This is a genomic window from Corynebacterium sp. zg-331 (assembly GCF_014267345.1).
GTDB lineage: Bacteria > Actinomycetota > Actinomycetes > Mycobacteriales > Mycobacteriaceae > Corynebacterium.
In genome coordinates, this window is record NZ_JACMYD010000002.1 from 207,435 (window position 1) to 225,999 (window position 18,565).

The window sequence follows — 18,565 nt, forward strand, 5'->3', positions numbered from 1 at the left end:
GGCGCTACTCCACCGCCACCGGTTCTTCCTCCACCACCTTCCGAGTGGCCTCCTTTGGGGCGGTCACCGATGTCCGCCAGGCGCGCAGCGCCAGCACCGCGCCCGCCACCAGCACCGCGGCGCGCAGCGCCAGCACCGCCGGGTCGGGCAAGCCCACCAGGGAGCACGCGGCGGGCAGGTTGAGCACGAGCAGCAGGCTTCCCACCACCGACCCCAGCGCGGCCGGGTTCATGCGGGTAACCAGCCAGGCCGCGATCGGGGCGGCGATTACCCCACCGATAAGCAGGGCGGCCACCAGGACGAGGTTGGCCACCAGGTCCTCCCACAGGCTGACCAGGAAGCCGAGCACGGCGGCGAGGGTGACCAGGAACTCCGCGGTATTGACCGTCCCCACCACGCGACGCGGCTCGGCGCGGCCGAGGCTGAGCAGGGTGGAGGTGGTCACCGGCCCCCAGCCACCGCCGCCGGTGGCGTCGATGAAACCGCCAAAGAGGCCCAGGCCGCCGAGGAAGCCGGGGTGGTGGGGTTTCTCGGTGCGCGGGGCCCGCGCCCGGGAGAACCGCCACAGGAGGTTCAGCCCAATGAGGCAGAGGATCACGGCGGTGATGGGCCGGGCCGCCTCGGTGGAGATATTGGCCAGCACCGTGGCCCCCGCGAAGGCGCCGATCGCCCCCGGAACGGCGAGGAAGCCCACGGCCTTCCAATCGACGTTGCCGAAGCGCCAGTGCGCCACGCCCGAAGCCAGGGTGGTGCCCAGCTCGGCGGTATGTACCACGGCGGAGGCCTGCGCGGGCCCCAGGCCCGCTAAGGCCAGCAGGAGGGTGGTGGAGGTGACGCCGAAGCCCATGCCCAGGCCGCCGTCTACCAGTTGTGCGGCCAACCCACCGAGGCATACGAGGAGGAGGGTACGCATCATGCCGCCCTCCCGTCACGCTCCGGACAGGACTCTGCCACGGCCGCGCGGTAGCGCGCCGCCACCAGAGGCGCGAGGCGCGCACCCAGGGGGGCCGAGGCCGAGATGCGCGCCCCGGTGTTATCCCGGATGCCGGGCAGCGCCGCCATCGCGAGGTCGAGTAGGAGGCCGGGCGCCACGAAGAGCGGGAGTACGTGGAGGTGCTGGTGGCGGGCGGCCTCCCGGGCCAGCGCCGCCACGCCGCCCCGAGTCGCGTACACCACGCTCAGCGTGAGTCCAGTGGCGTGGGCTACTCGGCGGCCCAGGTTCTCCACCTCGCGGTTGGCCGCGGTGTCGGAGGAGCCGACGGCGTAGAGCACCAGGTGGGCGCGGGGGGCCGCCTCGGCGCGGGCGATTCCGGCGAGCAGGCGGGCCACGTCCTCCCCCAGGCCGAGGGGGGCGGCCAGCGTGAGGCTCAGGCCGCTGCCCGCGGCTCGCGCAGCAGCGGCGGGAACGTCGTTTTTTACGTGGTAAGCGCGGGTGAACAGCAGCGGCACAACCACCGCGCTGCGAGCACCGGCCCCCGCGGCGCGGGTCGCGGCAGAGGCGAGGTCGGGGCGTTGTAGCTCAAGGTAGGACGCCGCCGCCGGCACGCCGAGGCGGGCGCCGGCCGCCGCGGTCACGGCCTCCACGGCGGCCGGGCTCTCGGGATGGCGCGAGCCGTGGGCCAGGGTCAGCAGGGTCATTGCGCGCCTCCCGATCCCAGGCTCCTGCCGACGAGCCCAGCGGCCAGCGTGTCGCCGGAGGAGGCGTCCAGGAGCAGGAAGGCCCCCACCGCGCCGCGCGCGGCGTAGTCCTCCACCGGCAGCGGGCGGGCCACCTCCACGGTCACACGGGCGATGTCGTTGAGCCTCACCTGCTCCCCGACGGGCTGGGGCACCCCCGGCTGGGAGACGTCCACCCGGCTGGCGATGGCGCTCACCCGGGCCTTATCTACCGCCGTGCCGTAGCGCAGCTTGACCATCGCCCCCGGGCGCAGCGCGGTGTCGGAGAGGCCCACCACGATGGCGTCGAAGGAACGGCGGTCGGCCGGGCGGGCCTCGGCAGCGATGAGGTCGCCGCGCACGAGGTCAATCTCGTCGGAAAGGCGCAACACCACGGACTGCCCGGCGGCGGCCTCGGTCGCGGGGCCGTCGGCGGTGTCGATGTGGGCGACCTCGGTGATCCGCCCGCCGGGGGTGGAGACGCGATCGCCCACCACCACCCGCCCGGCCTCGACGCGCCCGGCGTAGCCCCGGTAGTCCTGGGTGTGCTCGCGGATCACGTACTGCACGGGGAAGCGCAGCGGGAGTTCCCGGGCCCGGCCCTGCTGCACCGGGATGGATTCCAGCACCTGGAGCACCGTGGGCCCCTGGTACCACCCCATGCGCCCGGAGGACTCCACCACGTTGTCTCCGTGGAGGGCGGAGATGGGCACCACCCGGGGGTCATCGACGCCCAGGTGCCGGGCGAAGGCCACGAACTCGGCCTCGATGCCGCGAAAGACCTCCTCGGAGAAGTCCACGAGGTCGATCTTGTTCACCGCCAGCACCACATGCCGGATGCCGAGCAGCGCGGCCACGGTCAGGTGGCGGCGGGTCTGCTCCACCACGCCGTGGCGGGCGTCCACCAACAGCACCACCGCCTGCGAGGTGGACATGCCGGTGACCGTGTTGCGGGTGTACTGCACGTGGCCCGGGGTGTCGGCGAGGATGAAGGTGCGGGCGGGGGTGGCAAAGTAGCGGTAGGCGACGTCGATGGTGATGCCCTGTTCGCGCTCGGCGCGCAGGCCATCGACCAGCAGCGAGAGATCGAGGCCGTCAAAGCCGCGATCGGCGGAGGTGCGTTCCACGGCGGCAAGCTGATCGGCCAAGATGGACTTGGTGTCGTGCAGCAGGCGGCCCACGAAGGTGGACTTGCCATCGTCCACGGAACCGGCGGTGCACAGGCGCAGCGTCTCGCGCTGGGACAGGGTCTCGGTAGCGGTGCTGGTCATCAGAAGTACCCTTCCTTCTTGCGGTCCTCCATGGCGGATTCGCTGAGGCGATCATCGGCGCGGGTGGCCCCGCGCTCGGTCAGGGCGGAGGTGGAGATCTCCTCTACCACCTCGGCCACCGTGCTGGCCGAGGACTCCACGGCCCCGGTGCAGGACATGTCCCCCACGGTGCGGTAGCGCACCCGACGACGCTCGATCGTCTCCCCCTCGCGCGGCCCGCCCCACTGCCCGGGGGTCAGCCACATGCCGTCGCGGAGGAACACCTCGCGCTCGTGGGCAAAGTAAATGTCGGGCAGCTCGATGCCACGCGCCCCGATGTACTCCCACACGTCCGTTTCCGTCCAGTTGGAGATGGGGAACACGCGGATGTTCTCCCCCGGCAGGTGCGCAGCGTTGTAGAGCGACCACAGCTCGGGGCGCTGGCGGCGCGGATCCCAGCCCCCGAAGGAATCGCGCACGGAGAACACCCGTTCCTTGGCGCGGGCGCGCTCCTCGTCGCGGCGGGCGCCGCCGAGCACCGCGTCGTAGCCCTGCTGGGCGATGGTCTCTACCAGCGGCACGGTCTGCAGGGGATTGCGGGTGCCGTCGGGGCGTTCGCGCAGCTCGCCCCGGTCGATCCAGTCCTGCACGTGGGCTACGCGCAGCCGCACGCCGGTGCGCTCCACCAGGGCGTCGCGGAAGGCCAACACCTCGGGGAAGTTATGGCCGGTGTCCACGTGCAGGAGTTCGAAGGGCACCACCGCGGGGGCAAAGGCGCGGCGGGCCAGCTCAAAGACCACCACGGAATCCTTGCCGCCGGAAAAAAGCAGGGCGATCTTATCGCACTGCCCTGCTACCTCGCGCAGGATGTGGATGGATTCGTTTTCAAGGTCGCGTAAGTGGGGGGAAAGGCTCATGAGTGAAGTCCGCATTCTGTCTTGGTGGAATTGGCCCAGCGCCCGGCGCGGGGGTCTTGCCCCTCCGCCACGGGCAGGGTGCAGGTGGCGCAGCCGATGGAGGGATAACCCTGATGGGTCAGCGGGTGCTCGACGAGGTCGTTGTCCTCGATGTAGCGCTGCGTGTCCTCCAGGCTCCAGGTGATAATCGGAGAAATCTTGAGCCTGCCGGTGCCGTCCAGGGAGAGCGCCGGGGCCTGGGCCCGGGTGGGGCCGTCGGCGCGGCGCAGGCCGGTGATCCACCCCGCATAGGGGGAGAGCGCCCGGGCCAGGGGCTCGACCTTGCGCATCCGGCAGCAGGCGGTGGGGTGTAAGCGGTAGAGGTCGCGCCCGTAGGCCTCGTCCTGCTGCTCGCGGCTGAGCAGGGGGCGCACGGTGACCAGGCGCTGCGGATAGCGCCGATCCACGGCGCGGGCCACCTCCAGGGTCTCGGGGAAGTGATAGCCGGTGTCTAAGAAGAGGAAGTCCGCCTCCGGGAGGTAGCGCGAGGCCAGCTCGGCCAGCACGGTGTTTTCCATGGAGAGCGTCACCGCCAGGGTGCCGGGGGCGTGCTCCCGCGCCCATTCGACGATGGTGCGGGCGCCGGCGTGATAAAGGTCGTCGGCGTAGCGCTCCACCAGCTCGGCATTGGTCGCGGCCACCTCTTTGGGCAGCGGGAGCGTGGTGCGCGGGCCCTCGGGGGAGGTCCCGGGGTCGCGGACGGGCCGGGCCGAGCCACCGAGCAGGTTCACGCGGGTGCTTCGGGTCGTCATGATGTCTCCTTGTGGCGCTGGAGGGATTGGCGCAGCGCCTCGGCGGTGGATAGTGCGGGGGCCGGGCGATGGGGTGGATCGTCCTGGCCGTGGTACTTCACCTCGAACACGCGGGTGCATTCCGCGCACAGCCAGGCGAAGCTCGTTTGTTCGTCGGGAAAGAGCTGCTCCCCGGCGCAATAGGGGCAGTACAGCGGATGATTGCGGTGGGGATTCGGGGCGCGGCGCAGGCTCATTGCAGCGACTCCTCGTCCGCGCGCACCACCCACTGGCGGAACTGCTCGCCCTCGTGGCGCTGCTCCTTGAACTTGGTAACCACCCGCACCACGTAGTCGCCCACCTCGTCGGCGATTACCTTGTGCCCCTTGAGTTTGCGGCCGAAGTTCGGGTCCAGGGACATCGAGCCGCCCAGGTGCACCTGGAAGCCCTCCACCCGGTTGCCCTCGGCATCGGTGACGGTCTGGCCCTTGAGGCCGATGTCGGAGACCTGGGTGCGGGCGCAGGAATTGGGGCAGCCGTTTAAGGAGATCTTCAGCGGCACGTCGAGGTCGCCCAGGCGCTCCTCCAGCTCGTCTACCAGGGCGATGGCGCGGGCCTTGGTGGTCACGTGCGCCAGTTTGCAAAACTCCAGGCCGGTGCAGGAGATGATGCCGCGGCGGAACTCGCTGGGGGAGGAATACAGCCCTACCTCGTCGAGGGCGGCGGCCAGCTCCCCGAGCTTGTCGCGGGGAACGTCCAGGAAGAGCAGCTCCTTATCCGCGGTGGTGCGGATGCGGGTGATGCCAAAGCGCTCGGCCACCTCGGCCACCTCGATGAGCTGTTCGCCGGTGGTGTGGCCCACCGTGGGCTTCACCCCCAGGTAAAACAGGCCGTCTTTTTGTGGGTGCGCACCGATGTGGTCGCGGTTGCCGGGGTTGGTGATCACCTCGGGGCCATCGATGAGCCGGTAGCCGAGGTATTCCTGCTCCAGCACCTCGCGGAACTTCTCCACGCCCCACTTGGCCACCAGGAACTTCAGGCGGGCGCGGTTGCGCAGCCGCCGGAAGCCGTAATCGCGGAAGATGCTGACCACCCCGGCCCACACTCGCGGCACCTCCTCCAGGGGAATCCACGCCCCCAGGGGCTGCGAGAGCATGGGGTTGGTGGACAGGCCACCGCCCACGAAGCACTCGAAGCCGGGCCCGTGTTCCGGGTGGACGGAGCCGATGAAGGCGACATCCTGAATCTCGTGGGTCACGTCCTGGCGGGCATGGCCGGAGATGGCCGTCTTAAACTTGCGGGGCAGGTTGGCAAACTCCTCCGTGCCCACGTAGCGCTCCCGGATCTCCTCGATGGCCGGGGTGGCGTCGATGATCTCCTCGGCGGCCACGCCCGCCACCGGGGAGCCCAGGATCACGCGAGGCACGTCCCCGCAGCCCATGAGCGTGGACAGGCCCACGGACTCGAGCTTTTCCCAGATCGCGGGCACGTCCTCGATCCTGATCCAGTGCAGCTGGATGTTCTGCCGGTCGGTGAAGTCCGCGGTGCCCCGGGCGTAATCGCGCGAGATTTCCCCCACCACCCGCAGGCGTTCGGGGCTGGCCTGGCCGCCGTCGAAACGCACGCGCATCATGAAGTACTTGTCCTGCAGCTCGGAGTTCTCCAGTTGCCCGGTGTGCTCGCCACCAAGATCCTGGCGGCGCTGGGTGTAGATGCCCAGCCACTTGAGCCGGGGGGCCATGTCCTCGGCGGCGATGGAATCAAAGCCCTGCTTGGAATAGACGTCGATCACGCGCTGGCGGACGGCAAAGGCATCCTCTTCCTGCTTGATGCGTTCGTCGTCGTTGAGGGGTTCGCGCCCGTCCACCTTCCACTGCCCCTCGGGCTTAGGGGCTCGCCGGGGCCGGGCCGGGCGGGTGCCGGTGGTCGTAGTCGGTGCCATGCTGGTGGCTCCTTCGGAGGGTCGTGCATCACGGGTTCACACAACACACAGTGTGATGAGTACCATCCACCCTACACATACCAATCTGTCTACAAACAATTTCCCGATCTGTCTGCCCCACCGCCCCCACAAAGCCCGGCCCCACCTCGCCAGACGCGCGAGCACCGGCCATGAAAATAAATAACCCCCACACCACACAGACCGAGCGGTTCAGAGGGGAACTGGGGTTCCCTCGACTTCGCGCGGGGATCCGCACACGAGGCCCAGCGCGCCACGACACGCCCCGCGCCTCGCCGCGCCCGCGGCGGCAAGCCCGGTTAGGCTGACCCACGGCTATAGCACCATCACCCCACCCCGGCACCGGCCGGTAGGAGAACCGCATGAGCACGCACCTTGGCCGCCGCTCCTTTCTTAAAAACGCCACCCTCGCCGGGGCCTGCGCCCTCGGCACCGCCACCGTGAGGCATCGCTTCCCCCGCGCCCGCGCTCAGGAACCCGGGGCGCCCTTCCAGCACTCCGTGGCCTCCGGCGATCCGCTGCCCCAGGCCGTCATCATCTGGACCCGCGTGACCCCCACCCCCGAGGCCCAGCCTGGCTCCGGCCTCGGCCCGGAAGTCCGCGTGGCCTGGGAGGTGGCCACCGACCCCGAGTTTTCCGCCCCGGTGCGCAGCGGCGAGCACCTGGCCACTGCGGAGTCCGACCACACCGTCAAGATCGACGTGCAGGGCCTGCGCCCCGACACCGCGTACTTCTATCGCTTCCGCCTCCTCGACGGCCCCGCCGCCGGGGCGCTCTCCCGCGTGGGCCGCACCCGCACCATGCCCGCCGACGACGCCCCCGTCCCCCACGCGCGCTTCGGCGTGGCCAGCTGCGCCAACTTCGAATCCGGCTACTTCCGCGGCTACCGGGACATGGCCGAGCGCGAGGACCTTCAGTTCGTGCTCCACCTCGGCGATTACACCTACGAGTACGAGACCGGCGGGTACAACGGCCTCTACGACACCCGGGTGCGCGCCGTGCAGCCGCCCACGCGCACCCGCACCCTCACCGACTATCGGATTCGTCAGGGCTTTTACCACCTCGATCCCGACCTGGCCGACCTGCATGCCGCCAAGCCCATGATCGCGATCTGGGACGACCACGAGTTCGGGGACAACGCCTGGCGCGAGGGCCTGGGCGGCAACTCCGCCGAAAGCGACGACGTCTTTGCCGCCATCAAGGCCGAGGCCAGCCAGGCCTACGACGAGTGGATGCCCGTGCGATCCCAGGGAAAGGACTCCGCCGGACTGCACCAGCGCCTCTACCGCACGCTGCGCTGCGGCAGCCTCTTCGAGCTCATCCTGCCGGACCTGCGCTCCTACCGCGACGCTCAGCTGCTCCAGTACGGCAAGGCCAACTGGTACAAGACCGACCCGGACTTCCTGCGCGCCGCCGCCGACCCCAACCGCACCATGATGGGCACCGAGCAGTTCCAGTGGTTCTCCGACTCCCTCACCGCCGCCCAGGCCAGGTGGCGGATCGTGGCCAACGACGTGATGTTTGCCCCCATGACCCTGCCCGACAGCATCGACCCCCGCGTGCACTCCTGGCTCGTGGACAAGCTCGGCGTCCCCGACCAGGGCTTCCCCCTCAACGTGGATCAGTGGGACGGATTCATGGCCGAGCGCCAGCGCATCATCGACCTCATCGCCGGCCACGACATGCGCAACGTGGTGTTCCTCACCGGAGACATCCACTCCTCCTGGGCCAGCGACATCCCCCGCGATATCTTCTCCTACCGCGCCCGCCACGGCGGCGAGGCGGCCGCCACCGAGTTCATCGCCCCCTCCATCAGCGCCCCCGGCTTCTTCGAGGCCGTGGCCACCAAGCCCGAGCTGGCCGAGCCGATGCGCGCCGTGATCGGCGGGGCCCAGGAGGCCCTCAAGCTCATGGATCCCTGGTACAAGATGATCGACTTCGAGCATCACGGCTACCTGAGCATCGACGTCACCCCCGAAGCCGTGCGCGCAGACTGGTTCTACACCGCCGACGTGCTGACCCCCGATAGCCCCTTTTTCCCCGGCCCGAGCTACCGGGCGCTGGCCGGGCGGCCGGGGGCGGTGCCGGCGTAGGGGCCCGAAACTGCTGCGCGGCGCCGCCCGCCCCATCACGACCGAACTCAAGGCGAGTGGCCTCCGCCTGTGCACAACCCTGGTTCTCCACAGTGGCCTGGTCGAATACTTGGAGACAGCACCCCGCCACCCTTTAAGGTAAGGGGAACACTGTATTTTCCGTTTCCCCACCCCCAAAGAAGGCATGACCCCTACCACCACGTTCCTCGGCACCATCGGCATACTGGCCTCCCTGCCCGCCTGGTTCCTCTTCGGCCGCGCCGCCTGGCGCATCGCCCGGCTCATCTCCTCGGGCACGGCCTCCCCGGGCAGGTTCCGCCACCCGCTGCGCCGCCTCGGCCGCGTGCTGGTGGAGGTCTTCGCCCACCCGCGCATGATGAAAAAGCCCTGGGTGGGCGCGGCCCACTGGGCGGTCATGGTGGGCTTCCTCCTCGGCTCGGTGGTCTGGTTCGAGGCCTACATCCAAACCTTCTCCCCCGCCGGGGGGTGGCCCTTCCTCCACGATTGGCCCCCGTATCACCTGGCGGAGGAGGCCCTTGCGGTGGGCACCCTGCTGGGCATCTCCCTGCTCATCGGCGTGCGGCTGCGCCTGGGGACCGCGGACAAGACCAGCCGATTCTATGGCTCCAACGCCACGGCGGCGCGTCTCATCGAAGCCGTGGTGGCCTTCGAGGCCCTAGGCATACTGCTGGTGAAGTCCGCCACGATCGCCACCTACGGCGGCGGCTCCCCGTGGATGGACTTCCTCAGCTTCCGCATCGCGGCACTGCTTCCCGCCTTTCCCACGCTGGTCAGCGCCTTCGCCCTCGCCAAGCTCCTCGGCGGCATGGTCTTTCTCATCGCGGTGGCCCTGCATCTGAATTGGGGCGTGGGCTGGCACCGCTTCCTCGCCTTTTTCACCATCTTCTTCCGCCGCGAGCGCCCTCTCGGCCCGCTCAAGCCCCTTCACGGGGCCGACGGCCGCCCGCTGACCCTCGACAACGTCGAGGACGAGGATCAGGTGGGCGTCGGCACGCTGCCCCAGGCCCCCTGGAAGATGCTGCTCGACGCCACCGCCTGCACCGAGTGCGGGCGCTGCCAAGAACTGTGCCCGGCCTGGAACACCGATAAACCGCTAAGCCCCAAGCTCCTCATGACCTCGCTGCGGGACGTGGCGATGGACAACGAGACGTACCTGCGCGACCCCTCACTCTACCAGGCCGATTCCTCCGAATCCGGGGTGGACGTGCTGAAACTCGTGGGGCAGAACCAGGCCATCGATCCCGACGTCCTGTGGAGCTGCACCAACTGCGGCGCCTGCGTGGAGCAATGCCCGGTGGACATCGAGCACATCGACCACATCGCGGATCTGCGCCGCTTCCAGGTGCTAGTCGATTCCGATTTCCCCTCAGAACTGGCCGGCATGTTTAAGAATCTAGAGGTCAAGGGCAACCCCTGGGGTCGCAACTCCGCCGAACGGGCCGGCTGGGTGGAAGAAGTACGCCGCGACGGCATCGAGGTGCCCGTGGTGGGCGAGGACATCACGGACTTCTCCGATACCGAATATCTCTTCTGGGTGGGCTGCGCCGGCGCCTTCGACGAGGAGGGCAAAAAGACCACCCGGGCCGTGGTGGAATTGCTGCACACCGCAGGCGTGAAGTTCGCCGTGCTCTCCACCGGGGAAAACTGCACCGGCGATCCGGCTCGACGCGCGGGCAACGAATTTCTCTTCCAGATGCTGGCCACCGATACCATCGCCACGCTCAACGACACCTTTGCCGGAGTTCCCCAGGGGCAGCGCAAAATCATCACCACCTGCCCGCACTGCTTTAATACCCTGCGCAACGAATACCCCGACTTCGACGGGCATTACGACGTCTTCCACCACACCCAATTGCTCAACCGCCTGGTCCGCGACAAGCGCCTGACCCCGGTGCCGCGCGGCCCGCACAATCGCAAGCCCATCACCTATCACGACCCCTGCTTCCTCGGCCGCCACAACAAGGTCTTCGACCCTCCCCGCGCGCTCCTCGGGGCCACCGGAATGGAGCTGCGCGAGATGGATCGCAACCGCAACGAGGCCTTCTGCTGCGGCGCCGGCGGCGCCCGCATGTTCATGGAGGAAAAGCTCGGCACCCGCATCAACGAGTTCCGCACCCGGCAGGCCCTCGACACCGGGGCCGAGGAGATCGCCGTGGGCTGCCCCTTCTGCAACACAATGATGTCCGGCGGGGTCAAGGCGCTTAGCCCTGAGAAAACCGAAGCACCGGTGGTGCGCGACGTCGCGCGGATGCTGCGCGACTCCATCCTGGTAGAGGGCCGCCTCCCGGCCCCGCGCAAGCGCGCCTTCCTCGACGATCCCCTCCGCACCCCCCTGCCGATTGCCTCGACCACGACGACGCCGGCCACACAGGCCACACCGCCCGCCGCTGCTCCCGCCACCCCGGCGACACCCACCCCGGGCACCACAGGGGTGCCCGCCCCCGGCGCGGCACACCCCATCAAGCCCCCGGCCCCCGGCGGCGGGATCCCCCGTCCCGCACCCACCCCATCGGTCACCCCACCGCCCCAGACGCCCAAGTCGGGCGGGGCCGTGCCAGTTCCCAGCGCCGCAGCGCCGAAGCCCCCTACCGTTCCCGCACCGGGGGCCACGCCACCGGGAGGCTCCACGCCGACGCCGCCTCGGCCCGGCAGCGCGGTACCCGCTCCCGGCGGGGTAACCCCAACACCAGGCAATGCGGCGCCCAAGTCCGGCGGTGTTCCGGCCCCGGGCGGCGCCCCGGCACGTCCCGGTGCCGCCGCGCCAGGTGCAGTGCCCCGCCCCGGCACGGCCGTGCCGAAACCGGGCGGGGCCGTGCCGCCCCCGCCGGGTGCCTAACGCTCCGCGACCGATACCCGCGCTGCGCTAGGATAAACGCCATGAGTGATCGTATTCGTCTCAGCGATGAGGAACGTACCCAGGCCATGTCCCACCTGGGTACCGCCTTTTCCCAGGGGCGCCTGAGCATAGACGAATACGACGCACGCTGCCAGGCCGCCGTCCGGGCTCAGTACCGCTACGAGCTCGATGCGCTCTTGAGCGATCTACCTGCGCCGCTTCCCCAACGCGCAGATCGGCCGGTGGAGGTCTACACCGCCGAGGAGATCGAGGCTGCCCGGCGGCAATCCCGTTATCCGCGCGCGGGCATTCTGGCGCTGACCTCGATCCTTGCCCTGTGCCTCTTCTCGATCGACGAGAACGCAGAGTTCTTCCTCCTCATCCCCCTGGTATTTGTGCTGCTCTACGTGCTCAAGATCGGCCCGGCGTCATGGCACGTTCCCAGCCAGCGAGCCCTGCATCGGCAGCGCCTCCAGGCGATCAAGGAGGCGGAGCGCCAGCGTTCCCTTGAGCGCAAGGCGCAACGCCTGGAGATCCGGCATGAGCTCAAGAGCAGCGCCTACGGCTTTGCCCGCAACGCCCTGCAACGGCGGCGCTAAGCGTTTCTCTCACACCCAAGGAACACGAAACACCCCGGGATCGTCGCGCCAAACCATACGGCTTGAACAGGCTTTTTACACTCGTAGTGACAATCTGACACTTACTGTCGCCATTTCTGGGCCCGCCACATCGCGGGTCTTGCGCCATCGGTCACCACCCGGCCAGCGTCTTTGAGCTGACGCAAACCGTACCGCACCTGCCGATCGCTAAGCCCGGTGGCCTCCACCAGCTCGGCGACGGTGAGCGCACCCCCAACCCCAGCGCATCCAGAATCCTGTCGGAATGAATCGTTGCCTCTGCCGCCTTTTCTCCCCTTGCTGCGCCAGGAAATACATCGTGCTTCTGCCCATTCCATCGATAGCCACCAGGCCTCGGGACACAAGGTCTTGCAGCATGGCCCGGGCCTCGACCGAGTCGAGGCCTAGCCGTCTGCGCGCATCGGAGTTCGACCATGATTCTCCGGCCCGCATCGCCAACAGCACAGATCTCTGCTCACGACTTAGCGGCGTCCCGTCGGCCATCTCCTCCAACCAATCCAGATCTTCCTCACGCACCAGGGAATCCTGGGAAATAATTGCGGCAAAAGAAACCCCCTTGTCGTGAAAAATCGGCGGGCGCAGTTCCGCCTGTGCCAGGGTGGTGCGAACCCATCGAATGCCGCCGCCTTCCCCCTCGATAAGACGAGAACCATCGGGGAAACGATACTTGCGCAAAACCGATACACGTGTTCATTGACCGGCCTGCGCGCGTCTTGCTGACCAAGTTGATCCGTGGTGATCCCACGCAGACCACCCGGATTCGTCACGATAAGCCTGCGATTATTCAATCGAATATTAGCGCTTTCCCCTAGTCAGCACAGAGAGATCCCGGTGTACCAAGGCATTGGCAATAATTTCTCGAACGGCCACGGCGGGCAGGCCGGGAACATCAACGGCGTGTCCGTTCCTCCGATAGGCGATGTCTGCCGAGATGTTCCGCGCGGCCCAGTCCATCAGATCCCTAAACATCTCCGGTACCGGCCCTCTGCAAAAACAGGTCTCGGTTGCGCACGCCCCCTCACCGTCCAGCTGCACTGCGGCCGAGGCTCCCCAGGACGGTGCGAAGCGCTGCGGATAAGAACCAAGGGCGTAGAGCCCGGCCACGGTCGCCTGCCCCTGGGCATCCAATGCTCCCAGATCATAGAGAACGGCCTCATCGCTGTGGCCCCGATAGCGGTACGTGCCGCGCCGAGTATTCTCGATGAGCGAGGCAACGATATCGCTATCGAAATCAGCACGGGAACTCCCCGTCACGGAAATAGCATCGGGGGCCAACCACCCCGGATCGTCGAGGGCACTGTGCCTTTTCCGATCAGCGATCATCTGCAATTCCACATCGGACATGCGGTAATCACCGTCGAATTGACGCAAATATGCCACCCCCTCGTACAGGCAGGGCTTGTCCGGCAGGGGCAACCCCGCGACTTCACACAACACGAGGTTGCGTCCCTCGTATTGCACTATCTCCACATCCACGGTGACGCTGGGGGATAGGGCATCCGAGCGCGCCTGGCTCACCACCCCCTGCGCGATTTTTCCCGGCTCATCAAGACCCACCACGGCAAAACCATCCGCCGCGTCAAGCCCAATAATGATCAACCCGCCATCGGGCATATTACCGAAGGCGCTCAGGGTCTCCCAGGGCGGGCACTCCCCCTGTGCCCCGCTTGACCTCCACGGACGTCATGTCTTCTCCCCCGCGCCGCATCTCAGAAATCACCGCAGTCAGTGCCGCCGAAGTCCAGTTCATGACCACCATACCACGATTGTCACTCCATCACACCATCAATATATGCGCTTTAAACAGGCTTTTTACAAAATTATTGACGCTTGATGACACTCGTAGTGACAATCTAACACCGCCTTTGTCTCCGCGATTGTCACTAACCCCACACCCGGGACGCTCTAGGATGGTTCTCATGAACGACACCCCTTCCCCCCAGCGTCCGCGCCGACGCCGCGAGTTCGATCAGTCGGAGAAGATGAAGAATGTTCTCTACGAGATCCGCGGACCCGTCGCCGCCGAGGCCGAGAGAATGGAGCTCGACGGCCACCGCATCCTCAAGCTCAACACCGGCAACCCGGCGATTTTCGGCTTCGACGCCCCGGACGTCATCATGCGCGACATGATCGCCGCCCTCCCCACCTCGCAGGGCTATTCCACCTCCAAGGGCATCATCTCGGCGCGGCGCGCCATCGTCACCCGCTACGAGCTCATCGACGGCTTCCCCTCCTTCGACGTCAACGACGTGTTCCTGGGCAACGGCGTCTCCGAGCTCATCACCATGACCACCCAGGCCCTGCTCAACGACGGCGACGAGGTGCTCATCCCCGCCCCGGATTACCCGCTGTGGACCGCCGCGACGTCGCTCGCCGGCGGCACCCCGGTGCACTACCTGTGCGACGAGGAGGATAACTGGAACCCCTCCCTGGAGGACATTCGCGCCAAGGTTACGGAAAAGACCAAGGCGATCGTGGTGATTAACCCCAATAATCCCACCGGCGCGGTGTACTCCCGCGAGATCCTCCAGGGGATCGTGGACATTGCCCGCGAGCACGGCCTGCTCATCCTGGCCGACGAGATCTACGACCGCATTCTTTACGACGACGCCCAGCACGTCTCGATCGCTGGGCTCGCCCCCGACCTGCTCACCATCACCTTCAACGGACTATCCAAGGCCTACCGTGTGGCGGGCTACCGCGCGGGGTGGATGGTCCTTACCGGGCCGAAGAACCACGCGCGCGGGTTCATCGAGGGCCTCGAACTACTCGCCGGCACCCGACTCTGCCCGAACGTGCCCGCCCAGCACGCCATCCAGGTGGCCTTGGGCGGGCGGCAATCCATCTACGACCTCACCGGGGCGCACGGCCGCCTGCTGCGCCAGCGCAACGCGGCCTACGAGAAGCTCAACGCCATCCCCGGCGTCAGCTGCGTCAAGCCCATGGGCGCGCTCTACGCCTTCCCCCGGCTCGACCCCAACGTGCACGAGATCCACGATGACGCCCAGCTCATGCTGGACCTGCTGCGTCGGGAAAAGATCCTCATGGTGCACGGCACCGGCTTCAACTGGCCCACCCCGGATCACTTCCGCGTGGTCACCCTCCCCTGGGCCTCGGAGCTGGAGGACGCCCTCGAGCGGCTGGGGAACTTCCTGAGCAGCTACAAGCAGTAGGCCCGCGCCCGGTGCCCAATGGACGTTGTTGCAAAGTTGTTGTCGAAACTTTGAAAGAACTTCTTCCCGGCCTCAACCCACGCGACAAGGCATCACCGCTGCTCAGCATCCCAAAAACCGGTAAAAACATGTTTCGACAAGTATCGACGCACTACCTCACGCCCCACCCGTAGGCTACTATTCCCCACTATCAGGAACAGCTTTCATTACCGGGCGCGTCTCCTTCCGTGCCCCGCAACCCCCCAAGGAGCACCCATTGAGTCGTCACCGCGCCACACACAGCGCGCTTTCCCTCCCCCGCCTGGCGCTTCTTCTGGGCATCGTCCTGACCGGGCTGACCTCCGCGATCGCCGTGGCCCTGAACTGGCCGGGGCCGAACGAGACCCACCTCTCCGAGAGTTTCGGTTCCTCCTCCTTCAACCGCACCCTGGTGGAGGGCACCGTCACGCTCGTCGATGGCAACGCGTGTAACTCGCCGTCGGTGGGCACCGTCTTTGACGGTGCCCCGATCACCCCCCTGGAAGCCTCCACCCAGGGCTGCCGCCGCGCACTCGTCGAGATCACCTCCGGCGAGTTCGCGGGCAAGCGCACCATGCTCGCCACCTACGGCACCCCGGGCGAACCCGAGTTCGCGGAGGGCGAGCGGATTCGCCTCGCCGAGACCCACGCCGAGGACGGGGGCGTGCGCATGGCCTTTGCCGACTATCAGCGCGACACCCCGCTGCTCGTCTGGGGCGTGCTCATCGTCCTCGCCCTCATCGCCTTCGCCGGGTGGCGGGGCCTGCGCGCCCTGATCGGTCTGGCCGTCACCCTCGCCATGATCGGCTTCTTCCTGCTCCCCGCGCTGGCCTCCGGGCGCGACTCCGCGCTGCTCGCAGTGGTGACCGGGGCGCTGGTACTCCTGGTGGTGGTGCCCCTGGTCCACGGGCTGAACTGGAAATCCGCCGCGGCGCTGGGCGGCACGCTGCTCGCCCTCCTCGCCGCGGCGGGACTGACCTCCATCGGGCTACGCACCACGGGAGTGCGCGGCCTCGGCTCGGAGGAAAACCTCACGATCCTGCTCTATCTCCCCGAGCTCTCCGTGCTGGGGCTGCTCGCCGCGGGCTTCATCATCGGCACCCTGGGGGTGCTCAACGACGTCACCATCGCCCAGGCCTCCACCATCAACGAGCTCTCCGCGCTCGACCCCACGGCCAGCCCCTGGCGGCTTTTCCTGGGCGCGATGAAGGTGGGCCAGGATCACATCGCCTCGGTGGTCTACACCCTGGTGCTCAGCTACACGGGCGCGGCCCTCCCCCTGCTCCTACTCATCTCCGTGGCGCAGCGCCCCCTGGGGGAGACCCTCAGCAGCGACGTGGTGGCAACCGAGCTGCTGCGCTCCGGGATCGGCGGGCTCGCCCTGATCCTCGCCGTGCCGCTGACCACCCTCATCGCGGCCTGGACGGTACCGGAACGGACCGCCGTTTCCTCGGCGGAATAGCAAAAACCGAGTGCCCCGTCTCCGGTGGCACTCGGTTTTTTGCAGTAGCGCGCTAGGCCGTGGAGTGATCCGGCAGCTCGGGGCGGATCACCTTGCCCATCGGGTTGCGCGGGAAGTCCTTCATGAAGAACACATCGCGGGGCGCGTGAGCGGCGGAAAGCTCATCCACGATAATCCGGCGCACCTCCTCCTCGGTCAGGTCCTCGGCGGACACGCCCTCGGCACGGATGATGTAGGCGCGCAGGGCCTGGCCGAACTCCGCGTCCTTCACGCCATGCACGTGAGCATCCTCCACTCGGGGATCGCGGATGAGCAGATCTTCCAGCTCGGAGGGGAAGATCTTTTCTCCAAACTGGGTAATCACCAGGTCATCCGCGCGGCCGAGCACGTAGAGACGATCGCCCTTCTTGTAGCCTCGGTCGCCCATGCGCAGCAGCTTGTTGACCACGCGCACCGGCACGTCCGGATCGGTGTAGCCCACGAACATGTCGTAGCAGCCCACGTAGATTTCGCCGATCTCGCCGTCGGGAACAAGATTGCCCTCGTCATCGCGGATCTCCACCACGGAGCCGGGATAGATGCGGCCAGTCAGGGAGTGATCGGCCGCCAGGAGATCCGGCGGGGAAAGCGCCAGGCCGGCCGTTTCCGTGGAGCCGTAGGTGTTACACAGGATCGGACCGAACATATCCACCACGCGGGTGACCTCGTAGTCCGTCAGCGGGCTTCCGGAGGAGCAGATGAACTCCAGGCCGTCCACGTGGGTGACGCCGCGGTCATCCAGTTCGGCAATGGTGGAGCGCAGCCGCGAGGCGGCCGAAATCCAGGCCGTGACCTTGTACTTGTCAAAGATCTTCAGCGTCTCATCCACGTTAAAGTGACGCTGCGTGATGATCGTGGAGCCGGTGAGGATGGCGATGAGCATATTCGCCCACCCGTAGAAGTGGAACAACACGCCGTGCAGCATGACCACCAGGTTCTGGCGCCACGGGATGGCGGCAAAGGCCGGGCCGATGCCCTGCGGAGACAGCAGCTGACGGCGGATCACGCCCTTGGGCATGCCCGTGGTGCCGGAGGTCATCACTACGTGCACGGACTTGGTGGGCTTTTGCGGGAGGCGATCCTCATTAACCAGCAGCTTCGTGTCGTCGATGATGCCCTTGAGGGTCGGCAGGCCATCTGGGGCGGTGTCATCCACGTGGCCGATGATGATGTTGAACTTTTCCTTGGTCTCCGGCAGGAGGCGGTCATAAAACTCCTGATCCACGATGAAGGCATCGATCTCGTGGAACTCCAGAACCTTGTGGATCTGAGTGCCGGAGCTATTCGCATTGACCATGAAGATGTGGTAGCCCAGCAGCTGGCGCGCACACAGCGGGAAGATGGCGGCGCGGCCGTTGAGCGCCATGACGGCCACGTTATCGCCGTCCTTCACTCCATAATCCATGAGGCCGTGGGCGAGTCGATACACGCGGTCGAAGAACTCCGCGTAAGTCAGCTCGCCCTCGTCATCCACCAGCCCCAAGCGCTCGGGGTGGTTCTGCGCGGTGATCGCTAGCGTGCCGCCTTCAAGGCTGCCCCAGCGCTTGCGCAGGCCGATCTGCTTGCCGAGCTCCGAGAGCTTCGGGGTTTCGAGGATCTTGCGATCCTTCATCGTCTTAAGGAAGAAGAAAAACTGCTTCAGCACCTCTTTTTGGGACACACCGTGCGTGCCCTCCGGGGTGAGCGTATACCGTGACATTTTCAGTACTCCATCTCTTTTTTCCATCCAAAA

General features: G+C 67.3%; 15 protein-coding genes. 5 read left to right on the forward strand and 10 right to left on the reverse strand.

Going from position 1 to position 18,565, the window contains the following annotated elements; translation table 11 throughout:
- Positions 1 to 4 precede the first annotated feature (4 nt).
- Genes H7347_RS04265 through H7347_RS04295 form a run of 7 tightly spaced genes read right to left on the reverse strand, consistent with a single transcriptional unit; the run spans position 5 to position 6,535 of the window.
- Positions 5 to 913 carry a sulfite exporter TauE/SafE family protein gene (locus tag H7347_RS04265; protein ID WP_152821773.1) on the reverse strand — a complete coding sequence of 303 codons (909 nt, stop codon included), beginning with the start codon at positions 911 to 913 and terminating at the stop codon, positions 5 to 7.
- Positions 913 to 1,638: a sirohydrochlorin chelatase gene (locus H7347_RS04270; RefSeq protein WP_152821646.1), complete on the reverse strand. Its 726-nt coding sequence runs from the start codon at positions 1,636 to 1,638 to the stop codon at positions 913 to 915. The genes H7347_RS04265 and H7347_RS04270 overlap by 1 nt, the downstream gene beginning before the upstream one ends.
- Positions 1,635 to 2,927, reverse strand: coding sequence for a sulfate adenylyltransferase subunit 1 (locus H7347_RS04275; RefSeq protein WP_152821648.1), 1,293 nt, complete (start codon positions 2,925 to 2,927; stop codon positions 1,635 to 1,637). Before H7347_RS04275 ends, H7347_RS04270 begins: the two co-directional genes overlap by 4 nt.
- Entirely contained in the window at positions 2,927 to 3,823 is an 897-nt protein-coding gene (gene cysD, locus H7347_RS04280) for a sulfate adenylyltransferase subunit CysD (protein WP_227658998.1), read from the reverse strand. Before cysD ends, H7347_RS04275 begins: the two co-directional genes overlap by 1 nt.
- Positions 3,820 to 4,614: a phosphoadenylyl-sulfate reductase gene (locus tag H7347_RS04285; RefSeq protein WP_186337227.1), complete on the reverse strand. Its 795-nt coding sequence runs from the start codon at positions 4,612 to 4,614 to the stop codon at positions 3,820 to 3,822. The genes cysD and H7347_RS04285 overlap by 4 nt, the downstream gene beginning before the upstream one ends.
- Positions 4,611 to 4,850: a hypothetical protein gene (locus H7347_RS04290; RefSeq protein ID WP_152821651.1), complete on the reverse strand. Its 240-nt coding sequence runs from the start codon at positions 4,848 to 4,850 to the stop codon at positions 4,611 to 4,613. Before H7347_RS04290 ends, H7347_RS04285 begins: the two co-directional genes overlap by 4 nt.
- Positions 4,847 to 6,535 (reverse strand): nitrite/sulfite reductase, encoded by a 1,689-nt coding sequence (locus H7347_RS04295; protein WP_152821653.1) that lies wholly within the window; start codon positions 6,533 to 6,535, stop codon positions 4,847 to 4,849. Before H7347_RS04295 ends, H7347_RS04290 begins: the two co-directional genes overlap by 4 nt.
- Positions 6,536 to 6,915: 380 nt before the next feature.
- On the opposite strand from H7347_RS04295, the gene H7347_RS04300 reads away from it, so the two are divergent.
- The 3 genes from H7347_RS04300 to H7347_RS04310 all read left to right on the forward strand — a co-directional run bounded on the left by H7347_RS04300 (position 6,916) and on the right by H7347_RS04310 (position 12,102).
- A complete protein-coding gene (locus tag H7347_RS04300; RefSeq protein ID WP_152821655.1) occupies positions 6,916 to 8,646 on the forward strand; it encodes an alkaline phosphatase in 1,731 nt (576 codons plus the stop codon).
- Between the two features lie 184 nt (positions 8,647 to 8,830).
- Positions 8,831 to 11,503 carry a (Fe-S)-binding protein gene (locus H7347_RS04305; RefSeq protein ID WP_152821657.1) on the forward strand — a complete coding sequence of 891 codons (2,673 nt, stop codon included), beginning with the start codon at positions 8,831 to 8,833 and terminating at the stop codon, positions 11,501 to 11,503.
- A 41-nt stretch (positions 11,504 to 11,544) separates the two neighbouring features.
- A complete protein-coding gene (locus H7347_RS04310) occupies positions 11,545 to 12,102 on the forward strand; it encodes a DUF1707 domain-containing protein (protein ID WP_152821659.1) in 558 nt (185 codons plus the stop codon).
- Between the two features lie 207 nt (positions 12,103 to 12,309).
- On the opposite strand, the gene H7347_RS04315 is transcribed toward H7347_RS04310, so the two are convergent.
- Both H7347_RS04315 and H7347_RS04320 read right to left on the reverse strand, forming a co-directional pair.
- Entirely contained in the window at positions 12,310 to 12,816 is a 507-nt protein-coding gene (locus tag H7347_RS04315; protein WP_152821661.1) for a hypothetical protein, read from the reverse strand.
- A 120-nt stretch (positions 12,817 to 12,936) separates the two neighbouring features.
- Entirely contained in the window at positions 12,937 to 13,773 is an 837-nt protein-coding gene (locus H7347_RS04320) for a helix-turn-helix domain-containing protein (RefSeq protein WP_370513911.1), read from the reverse strand.
- Positions 13,774 to 14,051: 278 nt separating this feature from the next.
- Between H7347_RS04320 and H7347_RS04325 the strand changes: the two genes are divergently transcribed.
- Both H7347_RS04325 and H7347_RS04330 read left to right on the forward strand, forming a co-directional pair.
- The gene (locus tag H7347_RS04325) at positions 14,052 to 15,314 is read left to right on the forward strand and encodes a pyridoxal phosphate-dependent aminotransferase (protein WP_152821665.1); all 1,263 of its coding nucleotides are present in this window, start codon (positions 14,052 to 14,054) and stop codon (positions 15,312 to 15,314) included.
- A gap of 256 nt (positions 15,315 to 15,570) precedes the next feature.
- Positions 15,571 to 16,794 carry a YibE/F family protein gene (locus tag H7347_RS04330; protein ID WP_152821667.1) on the forward strand — a complete coding sequence of 408 codons (1,224 nt, stop codon included), beginning with the start codon at positions 15,571 to 15,573 and terminating at the stop codon, positions 16,792 to 16,794.
- A 52-nt stretch (positions 16,795 to 16,846) separates the two neighbouring features.
- On the opposite strand, the gene H7347_RS04335 is transcribed toward H7347_RS04330, so the two are convergent.
- The gene (locus H7347_RS04335) at positions 16,847 to 18,532 is read right to left on the reverse strand and encodes an AMP-binding protein (RefSeq protein WP_152821669.1); all 1,686 of its coding nucleotides are present in this window, start codon (positions 18,530 to 18,532) and stop codon (positions 16,847 to 16,849) included.
- Positions 18,533 to 18,565 lie beyond the last annotated feature (33 nt).

Bases quoted from the DNA above. Each gene is read 5' to 3' on its own strand.
- H7347_RS04295 (WP_152821653.1), bottom strand. From the start codon at position 6,535: ATGGCACCGACTACGACCACCGGCACCCGCCCGGCCCGGCCCCGGCGA.
- H7347_RS04305 (WP_152821657.1), top strand. From the start codon at position 8,831: ATGACCCCTACCACCACGTTCCTCGGCACCATCGGCATACTGGCCTCC.
- H7347_RS04275 (WP_152821648.1), bottom strand. From the start codon at position 2,927: ATGACCAGCACCGCTACCGAGACCCTGTCCCAGCGCGAGACGCTGCGC.
- H7347_RS04290 (WP_152821651.1), bottom strand. From the start codon at position 4,850: ATGAGCCTGCGCCGCGCCCCGAATCCCCACCGCAATCATCCGCTGTAC.
- cysD (WP_227658998.1), bottom strand. From the start codon at position 3,823: ATGAGCCTTTCCCCCCACTTACGCGACCTTGAAAACGAATCCATCCAC.
- H7347_RS04335 (WP_152821669.1), bottom strand. From the start codon at position 18,532: ATGTCACGGTATACGCTCACCCCGGAGGGCACGCACGGTGTGTCCCAA.
- H7347_RS04270 (WP_152821646.1), bottom strand. From the start codon at position 1,638: ATGACCCTGCTGACCCTGGCCCACGGCTCGCGCCATCCCGAGAGCCCG.
- H7347_RS04285 (WP_186337227.1), bottom strand. From the start codon at position 4,614: ATGACGACCCGAAGCACCCGCGTGAACCTGCTCGGTGGCTCGGCCCGG.
- H7347_RS04325 (WP_152821665.1), top strand. From the start codon at position 14,052: ATGGTTCTCATGAACGACACCCCTTCCCCCCAGCGTCCGCGCCGACGC.
- H7347_RS04265 (WP_152821773.1), bottom strand. From the start codon at position 913: ATGCGTACCCTCCTCCTCGTATGCCTCGGTGGGTTGGCCGCACAACTG.
- H7347_RS04310 (WP_152821659.1), top strand. From the start codon at position 11,545: ATGAGTGATCGTATTCGTCTCAGCGATGAGGAACGTACCCAGGCCATG.
- H7347_RS04300 (WP_152821655.1), top strand. From the start codon at position 6,916: ATGAGCACGCACCTTGGCCGCCGCTCCTTTCTTAAAAACGCCACCCTC.